Origin of the sequence: Gordonia sp. VNK21, assembly GCF_046098115.1 — a bacterium.
In the GTDB taxonomy this organism is placed as follows: Bacteria; Actinomycetota; Actinomycetes; order Mycobacteriales; family Mycobacteriaceae; genus Gordonia.
In genome coordinates, this window is record NZ_JBJURU010000006.1 from 207,464 (window position 1) to 226,393 (window position 18,930).

Annotated in this window: 18 protein-coding genes; 6 read left to right on the forward strand and 12 right to left on the reverse strand. The window is 70.0% G+C overall.

Annotated elements, in window-relative coordinates:
- The gene (locus ACJMNC_RS08795; RefSeq protein ID WP_408947563.1) at positions 1-864 is read left to right on the forward strand and encodes a MaoC/PaaZ C-terminal domain-containing protein; all 864 of its coding nucleotides are present in this window, start codon (positions 1-3) and stop codon (positions 862-864) included.
- Positions 865-890: 26 nt separating this feature from the next.
- On the forward strand, positions 891-1,325 hold the full coding sequence (locus tag ACJMNC_RS08800) for a DUF6918 family protein (RefSeq protein ID WP_408947564.1): 435 nt from the start codon (positions 891-893) through the stop codon (positions 1,323-1,325).
- Between the two features lie 174 nt (positions 1,326-1,499).
- Here ACJMNC_RS08800 and ACJMNC_RS08805 read toward each other — a convergent pair whose 3' ends face one another.
- Positions 1,500-1,646 carry a hypothetical protein gene (locus ACJMNC_RS08805; protein ID WP_408947565.1) on the reverse strand — a complete coding sequence of 49 codons (147 nt, stop codon included), beginning with the start codon at positions 1,644-1,646 and terminating at the stop codon, positions 1,500-1,502.
- 115 nt (positions 1,647-1,761) lie between these two features.
- On the opposite strand from ACJMNC_RS08805, the gene ACJMNC_RS08810 reads away from it, so the two are divergent.
- Together ACJMNC_RS08810 and ACJMNC_RS08815 are read left to right on the forward strand one after the other, a co-directional pair.
- Positions 1,762-3,489 (forward strand): MFS transporter, encoded by a 1,728-nt coding sequence (locus ACJMNC_RS08810; protein WP_408947566.1) that lies wholly within the window; start codon positions 1,762-1,764, stop codon positions 3,487-3,489.
- 15 nt (positions 3,490-3,504) lie between these two features.
- Positions 3,505-4,212 carry a hypothetical protein gene (locus tag ACJMNC_RS08815; protein WP_408947567.1) on the forward strand — a complete coding sequence of 236 codons (708 nt, stop codon included), beginning with the start codon at positions 3,505-3,507 and terminating at the stop codon, positions 4,210-4,212.
- On the opposite strand, the gene ACJMNC_RS08820 is transcribed toward ACJMNC_RS08815, so the two are convergent.
- The 7 genes from ACJMNC_RS08820 to ACJMNC_RS08850 all read right to left on the reverse strand — a co-directional run bounded on the left by ACJMNC_RS08820 (position 4,193) and on the right by ACJMNC_RS08850 (position 13,074).
- The gene (locus ACJMNC_RS08820; RefSeq protein ID WP_408947568.1) at positions 4,193-5,827 is read right to left on the reverse strand and encodes an AMP-binding protein; all 1,635 of its coding nucleotides are present in this window, start codon (positions 5,825-5,827) and stop codon (positions 4,193-4,195) included. The genes ACJMNC_RS08815 and ACJMNC_RS08820 overlap by 20 nt on opposite strands.
- A gap of 46 nt (positions 5,828-5,873) precedes the next feature.
- Positions 5,874-7,049 (reverse strand): lipid-transfer protein, encoded by a 1,176-nt coding sequence (locus ACJMNC_RS08825; protein WP_408947569.1) that lies wholly within the window; start codon positions 7,047-7,049, stop codon positions 5,874-5,876.
- On the reverse strand, positions 7,046-7,438 hold the full coding sequence (locus tag ACJMNC_RS08830) for a MaoC family dehydratase (RefSeq protein ID WP_408947570.1): 393 nt from the start codon (positions 7,436-7,438) through the stop codon (positions 7,046-7,048). Before ACJMNC_RS08830 ends, ACJMNC_RS08825 begins: the two co-directional genes overlap by 4 nt.
- Positions 7,435-8,481, reverse strand: a complete 1,047-nt coding sequence (locus ACJMNC_RS08835) for a bifunctional MaoC family dehydratase N-terminal/OB-fold nucleic acid binding domain-containing protein (RefSeq protein ID WP_408947571.1) — start codon at positions 8,479-8,481, stop codon at positions 7,435-7,437. Before ACJMNC_RS08835 ends, ACJMNC_RS08830 begins: the two co-directional genes overlap by 4 nt.
- A gap of 28 nt (positions 8,482-8,509) precedes the next feature.
- On the reverse strand, positions 8,510-9,670 hold the full coding sequence (locus ACJMNC_RS08840) for an acyl-CoA dehydrogenase family protein (RefSeq protein ID WP_408947572.1): 1,161 nt from the start codon (positions 9,668-9,670) through the stop codon (positions 8,510-8,512).
- A complete protein-coding gene (locus ACJMNC_RS08845) occupies positions 9,670-10,761 on the reverse strand; it encodes an acyl-CoA dehydrogenase family protein (RefSeq protein ID WP_408947573.1) in 1,092 nt (363 codons plus the stop codon). Before ACJMNC_RS08845 ends, ACJMNC_RS08840 begins: the two co-directional genes overlap by 1 nt.
- A gap of 141 nt (positions 10,762-10,902) precedes the next feature.
- Entirely contained in the window at positions 10,903-13,074 is a 2,172-nt protein-coding gene (locus tag ACJMNC_RS08850) for an acyl-CoA dehydrogenase family protein (RefSeq protein WP_408947574.1), read from the reverse strand.
- Positions 13,075-13,212: 138 nt separating this feature from the next.
- Between ACJMNC_RS08850 and kstR the strand changes: the two genes are divergently transcribed.
- Positions 13,213-13,884, forward strand: coding sequence for a cholesterol catabolism transcriptional regulator KstR (gene kstR / locus ACJMNC_RS08855; RefSeq protein ID WP_408947575.1), 672 nt, complete (start codon positions 13,213-13,215; stop codon positions 13,882-13,884).
- 112 nt (positions 13,885-13,996) lie between these two features.
- Complete coding sequence (locus ACJMNC_RS08860) at positions 13,997-15,481, forward strand: acyltransferase (protein WP_408947576.1); 1,485 nt, start codon at positions 13,997-13,999, stop codon at positions 15,479-15,481.
- A 67-nt stretch (positions 15,482-15,548) separates the two neighbouring features.
- Here ACJMNC_RS08860 and ACJMNC_RS08865 read toward each other — a convergent pair whose 3' ends face one another.
- From ACJMNC_RS08865 to ACJMNC_RS08880, 4 genes are all read right to left on the reverse strand, one after another.
- A complete protein-coding gene (locus ACJMNC_RS08865) occupies positions 15,549-16,472 on the reverse strand; it encodes an SGNH/GDSL hydrolase family protein (RefSeq protein WP_408947577.1) in 924 nt (307 codons plus the stop codon).
- Positions 16,473-16,527: 55 nt separating this feature from the next.
- The gene (locus ACJMNC_RS08870; protein ID WP_408947578.1) at positions 16,528-17,055 is read right to left on the reverse strand and encodes a hypothetical protein; all 528 of its coding nucleotides are present in this window, start codon (positions 17,053-17,055) and stop codon (positions 16,528-16,530) included.
- A 17-nt stretch (positions 17,056-17,072) separates the two neighbouring features.
- Positions 17,073-18,107, reverse strand: a complete 1,035-nt coding sequence (locus tag ACJMNC_RS08875; RefSeq protein ID WP_408947579.1) for an alpha/beta hydrolase — start codon at positions 18,105-18,107, stop codon at positions 17,073-17,075.
- Positions 18,108-18,257: 150 nt separating this feature from the next.
- Entirely contained in the window at positions 18,258-18,848 is a 591-nt protein-coding gene (locus ACJMNC_RS08880) for a hypothetical protein (protein ID WP_408947580.1), read from the reverse strand.
- Between the last annotated feature and the right edge of the window lie 82 nt (positions 18,849-18,930).

The window sequence follows — 18,930 nt, forward strand, 5'->3', positions numbered from 1 at the left end:
ATGCCGATCGATCCGACCGTCGCCGTCGGCGCCGACCTGGGCTCGACCACCTTCTCGTGGACCCCGCGCGAGGTGGCGCTCTACAACCTCGCCGTGGGCGGCGCCGCCGACCCGATGGACACCGTCGGGCTGCAGTACGTCGACGACGCAGTACCGAAGGTGCTGCCCACGTTCGCGACCGTGGCGGCCACCTTCAACGCCAGCGAGCCGCCCACGGTCTCGTTCCCGGGCGTGGACATCGACCTCGCCAAGGTGGTGCACGGCAGCCAGGAAGTGCGGGTGCACCGGCCGCTGCCGGCCGCCGGCACCGCCACCACCAGCACCCGCATCGCCGAGGTGCAGGACAAGGGTTCGGCCGCGGTGATCATTCAGGAGTCGACCACCGTCGACGAGGCCGGCGAGCCGCTGTGGACGGCCCGCTCGTCGATCTTCGCCAAGGGCGAGGGCGGCTTCGGCGGCGAGCGCGGCAGCTCCACGCGGGTGGAGTATCCGCAGCGCGAACCCGATCACGTCCTCGACGTGCCGACCCTGCCGCAGCAGGCGCTGCTGTACCGGCTGTGCGGCGACCGCAACCCGCTGCACAGCGATCCGGGGTTCGCGAAGGCCGCCGGTTTCCCGCGGCCGATCCTGCACGGGCTGTGCACCTACGGCACCGTCTGCCGCACCGTGGTCGACGAGATCCTCGGCGGCGACGTGGCCGCGGTGGCCGGTTTCGGGGCCACCTTCGCCGGGGTGGTCTTCCCCGGCGAAACCCTTCGGGTCAAGGCCTGGGAAGATGAGGGCCGCTTGCTCGTGACCGCCGTCGTCGCCGACCGCGACGATGCGCCCGCCCTGGGCAATGTGGTCGTGACTCGCGCCCAGTAGTCTCCACGAACCGAAAGGTCCTGCCGATGACGGCCTCGCTCTCCCCGCTGCTCGACAACCGCGACGATCTCGCCGACGACCTGGCGGGGGTGATCGACTCGGCGGTGGCCGCACAGTCCGGACTGTCCGGCGCCGCCGTCAAGGGCGCATACGGCGTCGCGACCAAGTTCAAGCCGGGCATCGTCGCCACGGCGACCAACAAGATGCTGCCGGACTTCCTGACGGCCCTGTCTCCGCTGCGCGACAGTCAGCCGGCCGGGACCACCCTGGCCGATCACCTGGTCGCCAATTCCGACGAGGCCGCCGAGGCGCTGCTGGCCGTGACCGATCAGCAGGCGCAGTCGGCCCCGGCCACTCTGGCCAAGGCGTACAAGAGCCTGCGCGGCAAGGCCAAGGGGTACGTGGCCCAGTCACTGGGCCCGGTCGGCGAGGTCATCGAGAAGTACGCCGGCCCCAAGTAGCCCCCCGCCAGGAACTCCCCCGTCGTCTCGCCGGCGCTTCAGCGCCGGCGAGACGATTTCCGGAGAAAGTCTCTGCTTTCCCCACGCCGCCGGCGGCAGGCCCGTAGAGTCAGCAGGCGAGGACGTCGGGGAGCGGAGCGATATCGATCGCGAAATGCGTTGGCTCGGTGGCGATCACGCCGCGCCGGCCATGATGATCAGAATGACCGCGAGAACTGCGGCCAGCACGATCAGCATGGTCAGCACGCGCCAGACGTGAATGCGCACCGGGGTCAGGTCGGAGACGGTGACTCGGGACGGAGCGACATGGTTGGAAGCCATGGAATCTCACCTTCGTTCTTGAGTGCCGGAAGCCCGTGTGACTACTGTGACACATGTTACGTAAGTTGTGGGTGAAGCGAAGATGCGTGTCGAGTGTCCAGATCATGACGAAGCGATGACCTTCCGGACCGCCTGGCTGATCCTGGTGGCCTGCCTGGCGGTGAGTCTGGTGGTCGGCGCCATGGCCGCACTGAACACGGCCCTGCCCGGCATCGCCGCGCACACCCACGCCACCAACACCCAGATGAACTGGATTCTGGACGGCTACACCCTCGTGCTGGCGGCCTTCCTGCTGCCGGCCGGCGCCATCGGCGACCGGTTCGGCCGCCGCGAGGTCCTGATGATCGGTGTGGTGGTCTTCGGCCTGGCCTCGCTCGGTCCGATCTGGTTCGACAGCCCCACCGAACTGATCGCCTCCCGGCTGATCAGCGGCTTCGGCGCCGCCCTGATCATGCCGGCCACGCTCTCGCTGATCACCTCCGGCGTGCCGCACAGCAAACGCGCACTGGGCGTGAGCATCTGGGCGTCCATCGCCGGTGTCGGCGCCATCATCGGCTTCCTGGTCACCGGCACCCTGCTCGAGTTCTTCACCTGGAAGTCGGTCTTCGTCACCTTCGCCCTCGCCGCCGCGGGGGTTCTGGTGCTGGCACTGACCATCGGCAGTTCCAAGGACGCGCATCCGGGCCGCTTCGATCTCCTCGGCTCGATCACCTCGGTGCTCGCGGTGGCCGGTGTGGTCTTCGGTCTGCTCGAGGCCCCGATCCGCGGCTGGTCCGACCCGCTGGTGCTGATCGGGCTGATCGGCGGTGTGGCACTGGCGGTGGCCTACGTCTGCACCGAACTGCGGGTCTCCGATCCACTGCTGAACGTCCGGCTCTTCCGCAACCGTGCCTTCGCCTCCGGGTCGCTCTCGGTGGCCATGCAGTTCCTGGCCACCTTCGGGCTGTTCTATCTGCTCCTGCAGCTGCTCCAGCTGGTCTACGGCTACTCACCGCTGAAATCGGCCTTCGCACTCGGCCCGATGATCCTCTGCACCGGGATCTTCGCACTGCTGGGCAACTGGATCGCGGTGCGCTTCAACGCGCTGCGGCTGATGATCGGCGGTGGCCTGCTGATCGCGGCCGCCGGGGTGCTGATCATCGGCACCGTCGACGCCGACCACTACTGGAAGCTGGCCGTCATGCTGGTGATCTGCGCCTCCGGGGTCGGCCTGGCCACCTCCCCGTCGACCACCGCCATCATGTCCAACACTCCCCTGAACAACCAGGGCGTCGGTTCAGCGGTCAACGACACCGCCCGCGAGCTCGGCGCGGCGATCGGCATCGCGCTGGCCGGCTCGATCATGGCGGCCGGCTACGAACAGCGGATCGGCCCGACCGCCGGGGCGGTGCGCGAGCAGCTCGGCGCCGCCGGCGATCCGGCCGCGGCCGCCCGCGCCGCCGACGGCGTGGAGGGCTCGCTGGCCGGGGCCACCCAGGTCGCCGCCGAACTCCGCGAGTCCGCCCACGCCGACCCGGCGGTGCCGGCGCAGGTCACCGACCAGCTGACCGGGCTGGCCGCCCGGATCCAGGCCGAGGCCCAGGGCGCGTTCCTGCCGCCCATGCAGAATGCGGCCGTCGTGCTCGGCTGCATCCTGCTGGCCGGCGCACTCTTCCTGGCCTGGTACACCCCGATGCAGGTGTTCAGTCCCGACAGCGAGTTCGCTCAGACCGACGTCGACGCCGCTCCGCCCGACCAGACCGGTCCCGACGACACCGCGCCCGGCGCACCTCGAGCCGAGACGGCGTCGGACGACGGTCCGGTACCGTCGGCACACGGCGCGCGGCACCACCGCCGCCCCTGACCGCTGGAGTGAGCCGTGTCCGATCCCCTGTCACCGGCCGGTCCCCCGCCCCACGACGTCCCGGAGCTCGAGACCGTCACCGCCCACGACGATGTGGCCGGGCTCGGCGTGCCGGTGGCACTCGACGAACTGGCCGACACGCTGAACCTCGAGCGCGAACTGCTCACCGCCCTGGTCTGGGCGCCGCCGGAACGGACCGCCGCGGTGGTGATCGCGCTGGCCGGCGATGCCGATCGTCGCGGCGGCCGCACCGCGATCCCGCTCTCGGCGGCCCTGTTCTACGGCCCCGACCACGGCACCGTGTTCGGCTGGATCGTCGACTCGGTCGATGCCGGCGCTCCCCTGGATCCGGCCGCGCTGGCCGGGCACCTCACCGATCCGGCGACCCGGCCGGCGCTGCGCAATCTGCTGCTCGAGATCGCCTCGCCGAATCCGCACGGTCCCTGGCCGGTACCCACCGACACCCGGGTGCCGCAGCTGGCCCGGGCCGTGGTCGACGGCTGGCATCGGCGCGGCTACCGCGCCCTGCTCGAGCGGATGGCCACCGTGCTCACCGAGGAGCGCAGCGACGATCTGGCCGCGCACTGGGCGGCCCTGAGCCGGCATCAGCAGCTCGCCGAGGCTCGACGCTCCTCCGTACTGGCCGCTCTGTGCACTGCCCTGATCCCCGCGCTCTGCCGAACCGCGGTGTCTCTGCGGCTGCTCAGACAGCGGCGTCGGTGAACTCCGACTCGGCGGTCTGCTTGGCCCACCTGTAGTCGGCCTTGCCGGCCGGGGTGCGCCGCACGTGCTCGACGAAGGCGACGTTCCGCGGCACCTTGTAGCCGGCCAGCTCGGCGCGGCAGAAGTCCTGCAGCTCTTCGAGGGTCGGTGCGGTCGCACCCTCCTTGACCTGGACCACGGCCGCGACCCTCTGCCCGTACTTGGCGTCGGGCACCGGCACCACCAGCACGTCGCCGAGCGCCGGATGGCCGTGCAGGACGTTCTCCACCTCCTCGGCGTAGACCTTCTCGCCACCGGTGTTGATGCACTGGCTGCCGCGGCCCAGGAAGATGATGCTGCCGTCCTCGTGGACGTAGCCCATGTCGCCGAGCACCGAGATCCGTCGGCCGTCGGGCAGCGTCGGGAAGGTGCGGGCGGTCTTCTCCTCGTCCTTGTAGTAGCCGAGCGGGACATTGCCGATACGGGCGATCAGACCCACTTCGCCGGGTGTGGTGATCTGCTGAAAACGCTCGTCCACCACCATCATCCGACTGGTGTCCTCCACCTTGAGGTTGCCGTTCTCGTCGAGTTTGATCTCGCCGTCGTTCCCCGATTCGGAGGCGCCGAAGTTGTCACGCAGCATCAGGTCGGGCTTGACCTTGAGCAGCCGTTCACGGTTGGCCTTGGACCAGATGGCACCGCCGGAAGTGACCGAGAACAACGAGGAGAGGTCCACCTGCCCGGCCTGGCGTTCGAGCTCCTCGACCAACGGCTGGCCCATCGCGTCACCGACGATCAGGATCATCTGAGTCTGGTCGCGCTCGATGTTCTTGACGATCGTGGCGGCGTCGAAGTCACGCTCGAGGATCAGCCGGCCACCGAGCGAGAGGAAGGTGAACAGCGAATACGAGGCGGCGCCGTGCATGAGCGGCGCGGCGAGCAGGAAGGAGATCGACGGGAAATTGACCACCTCGCGGGCGATCTCGTCGTAGTCGGCGCGCGCCGGTCCGTACGGATTGCCGCCGGAGATCGGCTTGCGGAAGAAGTCGTCGTGACGCCACATGACCCCCTTCGGGTAGCCGGTGGTGCCGCCGGTGTAGATCAGGTAGATCTCGTCGCCGTTGCGCTCGCCGAAGTCCCGCCCGTCCGGCAGCGAATCCGACTCCGCGAAATCGACGATCTCCACGCTGCGTCCGTCCGGCAGTGCCGCAACGGCCGCCGCGAGCTCGGGCACCTGCTCCCCGATCACGAAGATCACCCGCGCCTCCGGCAGGTTCTCCAGCATCGAGGCCACGCTGCGCTGGTGTTCGGGCAGCTCGACCACGATCCCGGCCGCATCGGAATTGTCGAAGATGTACTCGAGCTCGGGGTCGGTGTACCGGTAGTTGACGTTGACCGGGGTGGCGCCGATCTTCAGGGTGCCCAGCAGCGCGGTGACGTGTTCGACGCTGTTCTTGAGGAACAGCGCCACCTTGTCGTCGCGGCCGATCCCGTGGGCGACGAACAGGTGCGCCACCTGGTTGAACTTCCGGTCCATCTCGGCGTAGCTGAAGTTCTCACCCTCGTAGGTGAGCATGATGCGGTCGGGGACGGCGTCGACGACGGTCTCGACGACGGTGGCCAGATTGAACTGCATGGCGAATCTCCTTGCCGGGGCGTTCTTGTCGGATGTCTTGGGTGGGTCAGGCGGTCAGGATCAGGCCGCTGGTGGGCACGCCGGTGCCTGCGGTCACCAGCACCTGCGAGGCACCGTCGACCTGGTTCACCGAATCGCCGCGGAGCTGGCGCACCGCCTCGGCGATGCCGTTCATGCCGTGGATGTAGGCCTCGCCGAGCTGACCGCCGTGCGTGTTCAGCGGAAGCTCGCCGCCCACCTCCAGCGCGCCGGGCCTGCGCACGAAGTCCTTGGCCTCGCCGCGGCCGCAGAAGCCGAGCTCCTCGAGCTGCATGAGGGTGTACGGGGTGAAGTGGTCGTAGAGCACGGCCACGTCGATGTCGGCGGGTGACAGACCGGACTGCTCCCACAGCTGGCGGCCGACGAGCCCCATCTCCTCCAGACCGGCGAGTTCGGGCCGGTAGTAGCTGGTCATGATGTACTGATCGCGGCCGCTGCCCGAGGCGGCTGCGGCGATCGACACCGGCCGGCGGCGCAGATCCCGGGCCCGTTCCGGGGAGACCACGACGACGGCCACGCCGCCGTCGGACTCCTGGCAGCAGTCGAGCAGATGCAGCGGTTCGGCGATGTAGCGGCTGGCCTGGTGGTCGTCGAGGGTGATCGGCTTGCCGTAGAAGAAGGCGTTCGGATTGACCGCCGCGTGTTTGCGGTCGACGACGGCGATACGGCCGAAATCCTCACTGGTGGCGCCGTATTCGTGCATGTACCGCTGCGCGACCATCGCCACGAAGGCCGCCGGGGTGGACAGTCCGTGCGGATAGGAGAAGGCGTTGTCGGTGCCCGACGAGTTGACCTGGCTGGCCACCGCGGCGTCGACCTGGCCGAAGCGCCGGCCGGAGCGTTCGTTGAAGGCGCGGTAGGCCACAGCCACCTCGCACACCCCGGTCGCGACGGCCATCGCCGCCTGCTGGACCGTGGAACAGGCCGCACCGCCGCCGTAGTGGATCCGTGAGAAGAACGTCAGTTCGGGGATGCCCACCGCGCGCGCGACGGCCACCTCCATATTGGTGTCCATGGTGAAGGTCACCAGCCCGTCCACGTCCTGCGGGCTCAGGCCGGCGTCGGCGAGCGCGGCGCCCACGGCCTCGGCGGCCAGCCGCAGCTCCGAACGGCCCGAGTGCTTGGAGAAGTCGGTGGCTCCGATACCGGCGATGGCCGCCCGGTGTGACAGGGTGCGGCTCATCGGCCTTCCTCCGTGGTCAGGATGACCGTCGAGATCACGTGCTTGCCGAGCGAGTTGGTGCCGGTGACCGAGACCGTCGTCTCGTCGCCGGAGACGGCGGTGACCTCACCGGTGAAGGTGATGGTGTCGTAGGCGTACCAGGGGACGCCCAGCTTGAGCGTGATCGATCCGATCCGGGCGGCCGGGCCGGCCCAGTCGGTGACGAAGCGCTCCACCAGACCGGTGTCGGTGAGGATGTTGACGAAGATGTCCTTCGAGCCCTTCTGCCGGGCCAGGTCCCGGTCGTGGTGCACGTCCTGGAAGTCCCGGGTGGCCAGTGCGGTGGCGACGACGAAGGTCGGGGTGGCCTCGATCGTCAAGGGCGGCAAGAGCTCTCCAACGGCGGTCACCGCGCATCCTCCTTCTGCTGATCGGCGTCCTCGGTGGGCCGCCAGGCGTAGAGCGTCCAGGCCTCCCGGTCGCCGTCGGCCGGGAAGTCGAGAAAGGTCACCTCGACCGGCATGCCGATACGCAGCCGCTCCGGGTCGGCGCCGCGCAGCTCGCCCAGCAGCCGCACGCCCTCGTCGAGCTCGACCAGCGCCACCACGAACGGCAGCGACCGGCCGGGGACCGCGGGCGCGTGATGGACCACGTAGCTGTAGACGGCGCCGGTGCCGGCGGCCACGGCGAATTCGGTGCCCGCGTAGGTTCCGTCGTCCGCGCGTGGGGTCCAGGTGGCCGGAATCGGCGGATGGCGCAGTGTGCCGTCGGGCAGCCGCTGGATCCGCAGCTCGTGGTCGGCGACGCCCGACCAGAAGAACTCGGTGTCCTGGGAGACCTGCGGGCGCATCAGCTTGGCCGGATCCAGGTCGGCGGGCGGGCCCGCCTGTTCCGCGGGCGCGGCGGCACCGCGGGCGCCGGCCCCGGCGGGCCGGAACTTGAGAATGCGGAACTCCATCTCGGCGACCACCTCGTCGCCGGCCCGCCAGGTGTTGCGGGTGGTGAAGAACCAGCCCTCCCCCAGCGCCGTCTGCTTGGGCCCGGTCACCTCGATCAGCTCAGCGGAGAGAGTCACCTCCTCGCCCGGCCGGGTGTACCGGTGGTAGACGGTGTCGCAGTTGGTGGCGACCACGGAGGTGTAGCCGGCCTCGTCGAACAGCGCGGTGGCCAGCCCCAGGGGATCGTCGTCGGCGCGCTCGCCGTGCAGACCGCGCATGGTCCAGACCTGCGCCATGGCCGGCGGTGCGACGATGCCAGGATGGCCGGCGGCACGGGCGGCCTGCTCGTCGACGTAGATCGGGTTGGCATCCCCCATCGCCTCGACCCAGTTGTGGATCATCGGCCGGTTGATCGGATCCCGGCCGGCCACCGGGGCGCTCGACCCGGCCGCGGCGATCTGCGCGGCGGCCGCCCGGATCTCCTCCGGTGTCGACTGCTCGTTGATCGTGGTCATCGTTCCTGTCCTCGCTCGCGGCCGCGGGTCATCGCTTGGTCCGGGGAAGGCCCAGACCGGCGGTGCCGATCATGTCGCGCATCACCTCGTTGACGCCGCCGCCGAAGGTGATCACCACATTGCGTTTGGCCTGCATGTCGAGCCAGTCCGCGAAGGCGGCCGTGGCCCGGTCGGTGAAGTCGCCGTAGCGGCCCACCACCTCGTCGATCTCGCGGTGCAGGCCCTGCAACCGTTCGGTGGAGAAGACCTTGGTGGCGGCGGCGTCGGCCATGGAGATCTCGCCGGTGGAGGCGACCTGCCAGTTCAGCAGCTCGTTGATGCGTTCACAGGCGGCGATCCGAGCGATCACCCGGCGCACCTGCTGCTGCGCGGCCACCGGAGCCCCCTCGTAGCGGGCCGAGGCGGCCCAGCTGCGCAGCCGGTCGGCCAGCCCGCCGATCCGGCCGGCCGGGCCGAGCATCACCCGCTCGTGGTTGAGCTGGGTGGTGATCAGCTTCCAGCCGTCGCCCTCCTCGCCCACGCGCATGGTCACCGGGACCTTCACATCGTTGTAGTACGTGGCGTTGACGTGGTGGGCGCCGTCGGCGGTGATGATCGGGGTCCAGGAGAAGCCCGGGTCGCTGGTGTCGACGATCAGGATCGAGATGCCCTTGTGCTTGGGGGCGTCGGGGTCGGTGCGCACCGCCAGCCAGATGAAGTCGGCGTCGTGGCCGCCGGTGGTGAAGACCTTCTGGCCGTTGACGATGTAGTGGTCGCCGTCGCGCACCGCTTTGGTGGTGAGCGAGGCCAGGTCGGTGCCGGCGTCGGGCTCGGTGTAGCCGATGGCGAAATGCACGTCTCCGGTGAGGATCTGAGGAAGGAAGCGGTCCTTCTGCTCCTCGGTGCCGTATCGCTGGAGGGTCGGCCCCACCGTCTGCAGAGTCACCGCAGGCAGCGGAATGTCGTGCCGGACCGCCTCATTGGTGAAGATCTGCTGCTCGATCTCACCGAATCCCTTGCCTCCGTACTCCTTCGGCCAGCCCACACCGAGCCATCCGTCGGCCCCCATCCGCTTGATCACCTGGCGGTAGGTGGGGCCGTGGCGCTCGGTCCACATGATCTCGGTGTCCTCCGGGCTGATCAGCCCAGAGAAGTACGTGCGCAGTTCGTCGCGCAGCGCGCGCTGCTCGTCCGTCAGATCCACGAACATCAGATCGCCTCCTCGACGAGATCTCCGGCGGCGATCCCGGCCAGCACGTCCAGGGTGGCTTCGGCGCCGCCGGCCAGCCGGGCGAGGTCCTTCGCGATGGAGAAGTAGCGGTGCAGCGGATAGGTGACATCCACCCCGATGCCGCCGTGCAGGTGGGTCATGGTGCGCAGCGTGGCCGGCAGCTCGGCCGCCATCCAGTAGGTGGCCACCGCCAGGTCCTGCGCGGCGTCCAGTCCTTCGGAGAGCCGCCAGGCGCCGGCGGTGACGGCCAGATCCTCACCGCGCGCGATGACGAAGACGTCGGCCAGCTGCTGCCCGACCGCCTGGAAGCCGGCGATCGGCTTGCCGAACTGGGTGCGGGTGCTCACATGCTCGGCGGTCATGGCGACGGCCCCGGCGATCAGCCCGTCGGCGTAGCTGCACAGCAGCGCGCGGTAGACGTCGATCAGCGGGCGGGCGTCGTCGGTCAGCACATCGCGGGCGGGGATGCGGACGGACTCGAAGGTGACGGTGTACTCGCCCCAGCCGCTCGAGGAGGTGGTGCGCACCAGGCGCACGCCGGGGGTGTCGGCGGCCACGATCACCGCACCGGAGTCGGTGCCCACCAGCAGTGCGGCGGCACCGTCGGCGTGCAGCACACCGGTCGTGCTGCCGTCGAGGCTGCGGTCGCCGCCGGCCTCGCCGGTCAGCCGCACCCGGCACGGTTCACCGAGCGCCCGGCCGGGTTCGCCGAGGGCCACCGCATGCCAGCGTCCGTCGGTGAGGGATTCCGCCCAGACGGCGGCGGCCTCGGGCGCGGCGGCCAGCACGGTCGCCGAGGTCAGGGAACCGACCAGCGGGGTGACGGCGCCGGCCCGGCCGGCCCGGGAGACCAGCGGGGTGAGTGCGTGCACGCCCACCTCGTCGCCGCCGAGCCCTTCCGGCAGCGGCAGCGCGGTGAGCCCGGCGCCGACCACGGCGCGCCACGCATCGTGGTCGAAGCCGCCCACCGGGTCGGCGAACTTCTCCGGCCACTCCGGGGTGAGCCGGGCGAAGACCTCGTCGGCGACGTCGGCCACCGCGGCGGCCGCAGAGTCCAGGGTGAAATCCACCCGCTTCCTCCTGTGTAGACACTGATCGAGAACTAGAACATGTTCAGGCTGAATTAGAACACGTTCTAGCTATGTCTTATTTGTAGCAGATGACATACTCGGGCGGCAGAGCAATCCCCGCCACACCTCCCGTGCCTGGGGTTACGCCCGGGGCAGTCCCAGAATCCGTTCGGCAGCCGCGGTACGCAGGATCTGCGTGGTCCCGCCGGCGATCGACAGACACCGGTTGAGCAGGAACAACTCACCGGCCGACGACGGCGTGAGAGCCCCGGTGCCGAGCAGATCCAGCGCGAACTCCGGAACCTGCTGGCGATGCACCACCCCGATCAGCTTGCGCACGCTGGAGGTGGCACCCGGATCGGTGCCGGAGAGCCGCTGGGTGAGCGCGCGCGCATCGAGCACCCGGCCGATGTGCGCATCGGCGATGATCGCGCCCAGCCCGTCGATCTGCTGATCGGTGAGCTCGGCTCCGGCGGCGTCGAGCTGCCGCAGCAGTGCGTCGACCTCCTTGCCCAGACCCGAGCCGCCCATCGCCACCCGCTCGTTGGCCAGGGTGGTGCGGGCCAGTCGCCAGCCGCCGTCGATCTCGCCCACCACGTACTCGTCGGGCACGAAGACGCCGTCGAGGAAGACCTCGTTGAACATCGCCCGGCCGGTCAGCTCGCGCAGCGGCCGGATGTCCAGGCCCGGACTGGACATGTCCACCAGGAAGTAGGTGATGCCCTTGTGCTTGGGCGCCTCCGGGTCGGTGCGTGCCAGACAGACCGCCCACTGCGCGTTGTGCGCCTCCGACGTCCAGATCTTCTGCCCGGTGAGCAGCCAGCCGCCGTCGGTGCGCACCGCCCGGGTGCGCAGCGAGGCCAGGTCGCTGCCGGCCTCGGGCTCGCTGAACAGCTGGCACCAGGTGATCTCCCCGGCCAGGGTCGGCGCCACGAACTGCTCGCGCTGGGCCGCGGTGCCGTGCTCGAGGATGGTCGGCAGCGCCCAGCCGGCGATCACCAGGTCCGGGCGGGCCACCCCCACCCGGTCCAGTTCGGCGTCGATCAGCAGCTGCAGCGCCGGGTCGGCGGCCAGCCCGTAGGGCTCCGGCCAGTGCGGCGCCAGCAGTCCCGTGCGGGCGAGTTCGGCGCGCCGCTCACCGTCGGCGGCGTCGGCCACCTGCCGGGCCAGCGCGGCGATCTCCGGACGCCGGTACTCCACGGCGGCCAGGTCCACGGCGAATTCGCGCCGCACCCCGGCCCGTCCGAGCCGGGCGAGCCCGGCGCGCGCCGCCGCGCCACCCCCGAGCTGCGCCCGCGCCGACAGGGCCGAACGCAGGTACAGATGCGCGTCGTGCTCGAAGGTGAAGCCGATGCCGCCGAGCACCTGGATGGCGTCCTTGGCGTTCTCCAGCGACAGCCGCGCCGTCAGCGCGGCGGTGGCCAGCCGGCTCAGCTCCAGCTGCTCGCGGGCGCGGGCCCGCCCCGGTCCGTCGCCCTCGGCGAGGACGTCGTCGATCGCCGAGGCCAGATCCCAGGCCGCCGCGGTGAGCTGTTCCGAGCGGCAGAGCATCTCCGCGCAGAGGTGCTTGATCGCCTGGAACGAGCCGATCGGCGCACCGAACTGGGTGCGGACCTTGGCATAGTCCACGGCCATGGTCAGGGCCTGTTCGGCCACCCCCGACTGGAAGGCGGCCAGCCCGCCGATCAGCATGGCGTGGAAGAGTTCGCCGTCGCCGAGCTCGGTGAGCTCATCGGCGGCCAGCGACTCCAGCACGATCCGGGACGGCGCCGCCGTGCCGTCGATCCCGGTCAGCCGCTCACCGGACGACGGGGCGGGGATCGCATACCAGCGCGCCGGTGCATCCCCGAACCGCAACGGAGCGACGATCAGCACGCCGGGCGCCGCCCCGGCCACCAGCCCCAGATCGGCCCGGCCGTCGACCACCGCGATCGGCTCGCCGGCGGCGATCGCGCCGGCCGGCACCGCGGCGGCCTGCTCGCCGGCCAGCAGGTCCGCCGCGACTGCACTGCCCTGACTGGCCAGCACGGCCGCGGCCGCCGCGGTGGCCGGCAGCGGTCCGGGCACCAGTTCACGCCCGCAGGCGCCGAGGATGACCGCGGTGTCGGCGAAGCTGCCGCCGGCTCCGCCGTGCTCCTCGGGCACCCCGGCGAGAAAGACGCCGAGCTCGGCGATCTCACCGAGCAGGCCCCGCCAGGCGTCTGCGGGAACGTCCACCTCGTCGCGGACCAACGACCGGACCTGACGGGCCCGCGCCCACCCCGCGACGGCCTCGACGGCGGCCCGCTGCACTTCTGACGTGGCGATTGTCACGGTATCTCCTCCACACGATTTACCGTTCACGGATATTAGAACCTGTTCTAATAATGTAGGGTTACACCAATACCAGGGTTGCCGCCAGAGCGGCGGCCCGGTTCGGAAATCAGACGACACATCAGAACTGGAGGATCAATGGACGCATTCGGCTCCGGGAAAGTCGCCGCCCCATCGGTCCCCGCCGCTGCGTCCGCACCACCGGTCGCCACCCCCACCACCGGCGCCGAGGTCGGCTCGGCCGCCCAGCGCGAACGCCGCCGCCGCATCCTCGATGCGACGCTGGCCCTGGCCAACAAGGGCGGCTACGACGCCGTGCAGATGCGCGCCGTGGCCGAGAAGGCCGACGTGGCGGTGGGCACTCTGTACCGCTACTTCCCGTCCAAGGTGCACCTGCTGGTCACCGCGCTGGCCCGCGAACTCGAGAACGTGGAGAGCCGCGTCGACCGCACCCAGCTGCCCGGCGACACCGCCACCGAACGACTCAAGCACGTACTGGGCATGATCACCGTGGCCATGCAGCGCGAGCCGCTGCTCACCGAGGCCATGACCCGGGCCTTCATGTTCGCCGACGCCTCGGCGGCCGGCGAGGTCGAACGCGTCGCGTCGATCATCGACCGGCTCTTCGCCGGCGCGATCCTCGATCCGGCCGACCCGGACGCCACGCCCACCGATCAGGACCTGGCCATCGCCCGCGTCCTGGCCGACGTGTGGATGTCCAACCTGGTCCAGTGGCTCACCCGCCGTGCATCGGCGACCGACGTCACCAACCGGATGGCGATGACCGTGGGGCTGCTGCTCGACCGGTGAGCACCGCCGTCGCCCGCCGGTTCCGGGGATCACCTGCCGAATCCCGGCGAATACGGCGAGCCGCCCCGGCTGGATGCGGAAACCCGCGAGACACGCAGTAACCTGTCCTTCCATGGATTCATCAGGCACCCGCGTTCCGGGCGCGCCCGGAACCGGCGACGCCGCGGCTGATTCCGCGCCGAACGCGACCACCCCGGCCCACGCCGCGCCCACCGCGTCCGGCGACGGTGCCGTCGCACCGGAGAGCACCCCGGCCGGACCGGCGCCGAAGAAGAAGGACCGGCACCTCTACCAGATCGACTTCGTGCGGCTGGTGACCTTCGCCGGCGTCGTCCTCGATCACGTCATCCTGTCGATCGCCTCGAGCACCGAGATCGTCGCCCAGGGCATCGGTCTGATCCTGCGCTACACGCGCTACTGCTTCTTCGCACTCACCGGCTTCGTCCTGACCTACCAGTACCGCAACCGCGAACTGCACGCCCCGACGTTCTGGCGACGACGGTTCAAGCTGATCGGTCTGCCCTTCCTCACCTGGTCGCTGTTCTACTGGGTCTACAACCGCTACCGCCGTGGCGGTCTGGACGAGCTGCAGTCCATCGTCGACTCGACCGAATCCATCCGGCTCGCAGTCAAGTCCATCGCCTACGATCTGATTACCGGGCATGCCGCCTACCACCTGTACTTCTTGTCGGTGAGCATGCAGATCTACGTGGTCTTCCCGGCGGTGCTGTGGGTGCTCAAGCGCACCTGGGGATACCACCGGTACCTGCTGCTGGTCAGCGGGACCTTCCACATCTGGCTGCTGTACCACATGGTGCGTCCGCCGCTGCAGATCTTCAGCGACGGCTTCCTCGGCGTGATCTGGCGCTACCTGGGCATCACCTTGCTGCCGTACCAGTTCTTCATCCTCGCGGGCTGTCTGGCCGCGTACCACTTCGAGGGCTTCGGCGCCTTCATGAAGCGCTACAAGTGGCCGCTGGCGCTGGGCAGCCTGGTGGCGATCATCGTGACGCTGGTCTACTACCGGTCCGAGATGCACGCCGGCGAGGAGACCTTCCGCGCCACCAACGTCTTCATGGTGCACAACGCCTTCGCCTACATCGGCATCATCGTGCTGCTGTACCTCGGCGGCACACTGTGGCAGAACCGCCGTACCCCCGGCTCGATCGCCGACACACTGATGCGCAAAGCCGCCGACCGGTCGTTCGCCATCTATCTGGCGCACGTGCTGGCGATCTTCTCGATCATGCCGCTGGTGAACCACTGGGCGGCCGCCAACGGCTGGCGGATCCTGATCACCTACCTGATCGTCTGCGTGATGACCGTCTTCCTGGTGGAGGTGCTGCGACTCAGTCCGGTCAGCCTGATCACCACCGGCCGCAACCGGCTCGACTGGCGAGAACAGAACCCCCTCCGGCAGCTGCCGATCGCCGCCGGATCCATCGCTCTCGGCCTCATCCTCTGGTACGGGGACTGGGCCAGCAGCAAGAGCCTCGGCCAGTTCTTCCTCGGCACCGGGCTGCTGCTGGCCATCGGCGCGGGCGCGGTCCTCTACCGCCGGCGCACCGACCGGGACGAGACCCCGGCCGCCGTCTGATCGGGAGGGCGCCGGCGCGGACTCCGCCCGCCCCGGGTCGCGATTCTCCCCCGCGGATGCGGCGCCGTCAGCGCAGTGCGCTCACCAGTTCGGCGGCCATCTCCGACTTGCCCTGCTTGTTCGGGTGGTACGGCGTCTTCTTGCCGAAGCCCCGGATCCACGGCTGCGCCGAGCAGACGGTGTGGGCGGCGGCCTGATCGAAGCCCACCACTTGGGCGCCGGCGGCCTGTCCGGCCCGCAGGGTGGCCGCCCTGAGCTCCTCGCCGACCGCGGCCGTGGAGACCACCTGCCAGGGTTCGAGCGGCAGCGCCGCGCACGGCGCCTCGTTCACCGACACCACCGGCGGATACTGCACCAGCACCACCCGGGCCTGCGGGGCGCGGGCGCGGACCGCGTGCACCACGTCGACCAGCGTCTGCTGCACCTGCGCGAAGCGGCCCGGATCGGGGAACTGCGAGGGCACCGTGATGGCCTTGCAGAACTGTTCGGCGGGCGCCGGCGGCAGATACAGCCCGGCAGCCAGATTCGAGCAGGCGGAGGTGACGGTGCGGCTGATGTAGCCCACGTCGTTGCCGCCCACGGTGATGGTCACCAGGGAGGCGTCGGCCGGCACCTTGGCCAGCTGTGCTCCGCGCTCCGGGTGTTTCACCGACGGGCGCAGGATGTCCTCGGCGGTGGCACCGGAGCAGCTGGCGTCGATCAGCCGCATGCCGAGTTCGGCGGCCACCCGGCGCGGGTAGTTGTCACTGGTCTGGCCGCATCTGCCGGGCACGGGGTCGCCCTCGCCGGGGCCGGCGGCGAAGGAGCTGCCGAGCGCTGCGTACACCGGTTTCTGCTGCTGGTGAAGCTGCGCGTTGGCCGGAACCACCGAACCGGCGCCGGCGGAGGCATCGTCGACGAGGGTCAGAACGACGGCGGCGATCACCACGGCGACGACTGCCAGGGCAGTGACGACGGCCGCGGTGAGGCGGCGAATGGATGATCGGGGCACGGCGTCCAGTCTCCCACAACTGAATCGCTGCGCCGTTCACCGGACCACGCGGGTGTCAGGCTCCCGCGCGCGTCCGCGGCCCCTGAACGGTCACCCCGGGCCAGAGCACCGAAAGCAGCCCCACCGCCGCGGCCAGCGCACCGAAGAACACCCCCCACAGGCAGGCCTCGGTGGAGACGTAGAGCTGGTCGCGGTTCGCCAGCTCGTTGAAGCCGAAGGAGGCCTCCGGGTTGGCCAGGAACACGATCACCGTGACCACGGCGATCACGGCGACGATCAGTGAGAGACCGGCTGCCACCGTCGACCGGCGGATCACCAGGAACAGACCGGCCAGCAGCAGGAAGACACCCAGCCCCACCGTCCAGGCGGCCGGCCGGGAGGCACCGTACTCGCCTCCGCCGGGAAGGGTCCCACCCCAGCCGTCGAGCATGACCGAGTCGGTGGTGGCCACATCGGCGCCGCGCACGGACAAGCGCATCCACGGACCGAAGCTGAACGCCACCATCAGCAGGCCGCCGAGGACGGTGGCGCCGGCGGCGAAGAGTTGCGCGGATGTCCGCGCCGACTGCCGAACGTCGGTCATGGCGGTGCCGCCTTCCGTCAGGGGCGGCGGTTCAGCTCTCGCGCGATCGCCGGCCAGGTGGTGTGCAGATCCTGCTCCCAGTACTGCCAGGAATGGCTGCCGGCCGGGCGGGTGATGACCGTCTGGTCCACGCCCGCCTGCGTCAGCGCCTGCCGCATCTGCTGGGTGCAGCTGTATACGGTAGCCTCGATCGCCCCGCCCAGAAGAATCTGGTCCGCCAGAACCAGAGGATCACCGTTCACCAGGCGGGCCCCGAGCGTGTCGTACTGTCCGGGCAGCCCGGTGCCGCTGGTCATGATCACCTTGGTTCCGCGCAGCCGGGCGGCGTTGAGATACGGATCGTTGGCCTTCCACCCGGGCCCGTCGAGCGGGCCCCACATGTTGGTGACGTCACCGCGGCCGCGGTCTTCGACGACGGTGCGGATGTAGGCCTGGCCGAGCGGGTCGCTGGTGCGGGCGCAGCCGCTGTAAGCGGCGGCCACCCGGTAGAGCCGGGGAGCGGCGATCGCCAGATTCAGCACCGAGGTGCCGGCCATCGAGATGCCGGCGACGGCGTTCCTGCCGGTGGCCCCGAGGTAGTCGTCGAGCACCGGCGGGAGTTCCCGGGTGAGGAAGGTCTGCCATTTGTTGCGCCCGAGCACCGGGTCGTCGCGCTGCCAGTCGGTGTAGTACGAGAAGGCGCCGCCGACCGGGGTGACCACGTTGACGTGCTTGCCGCGGAAGAACTGCGCGTAGTCGGTCTTGACGTCCCAGCTGGCCGAGTCCTCGCCGCCGCCCGCACCGTTGAGCAGGTAGAAGGTGGGCGCCGGAGTGGACCGGTCGGCGGGCCGCAGGACGTCGAGCGCGATGGCCCGGCCCATGGCGGCCGACTGGACGTACAGGCGCTCGGACTGCGCACCGGTGCTCTGGTGCGAGATGATCCGCGCCGACTGGGCCGCCGAGGCCGGGGTAGCTGAGACCGGGGACGCCACGGTCGCGGTTCCAGTGACCGCCAGCAGGACGACGAGGACTGCGCGCAGCAGCTGCCGCGAGCGCACCGGCCACTTCGGCATACGAATCACTCCTGCCTCACAAAGCACAATAACCACAACGGTAACAGACGTGGTGCGGCGGTCTGTGGCTGTCGGTTCCCGAGACGCGAATCGGCTCCCGAGACCGGTCAGCCGGTCGCGGGAGCCGAAAACGGTCTCGGGAGGAGCGGCTCAGTAACCGCGGCGGGCCAGCGACAGCCCCAGGGCGAAACCGGAGGTCGCGATGCCGATGATGGAGACGATGAGCACCGTCCACAGGCCGTAGCCGGTGGACAGGTCCGCGGCGACACCGGCCGCCCGCTCCAGTCCCTTGGTCGCATCCGAGTCGAGCACCCCGTTGGCGGGGCTGTCGAGGTAGACGAAGCAGGTGATCGTCGAGGCCAGCGAGAAGATGAGTCCGGCGGCCGCGCCGGAGACCTGATTGCGACGCATCAGCAGCGGGATCGACGAGATCAGCAGCAGCGCACCGAAGGCCAGCGTCCAGGCGCCGCCGGCGGTGCCGTGATCGGCCATCACGGTCTTGATGTCGGCGAAGTCGTTCAGCTCACGCGGCAGGCCCGACGAGGCCACCGAACCGAGGCCGGTCAGCGAAACCCAGGCACCGTCGTTGTTCACCGGCCGGACGGTGAGCCAGTTGAGGCAACTGAAGATCACCCCGAAGGCGCCGGCGAGGGCCATCAGGACCCCCAGCCACCGGAGCCGGTCGACCTCGTTCGGCGCCAGATCCGATCCCTGGTCCGCCGGCGTATGCGCACTGCTCATGACTTCCTCCACATCGATGCATCCAGATGTCCCGCACCCCCTGCGCGGGCCCACCGGCCGAGCGTATCCCGGCAGATCGGCG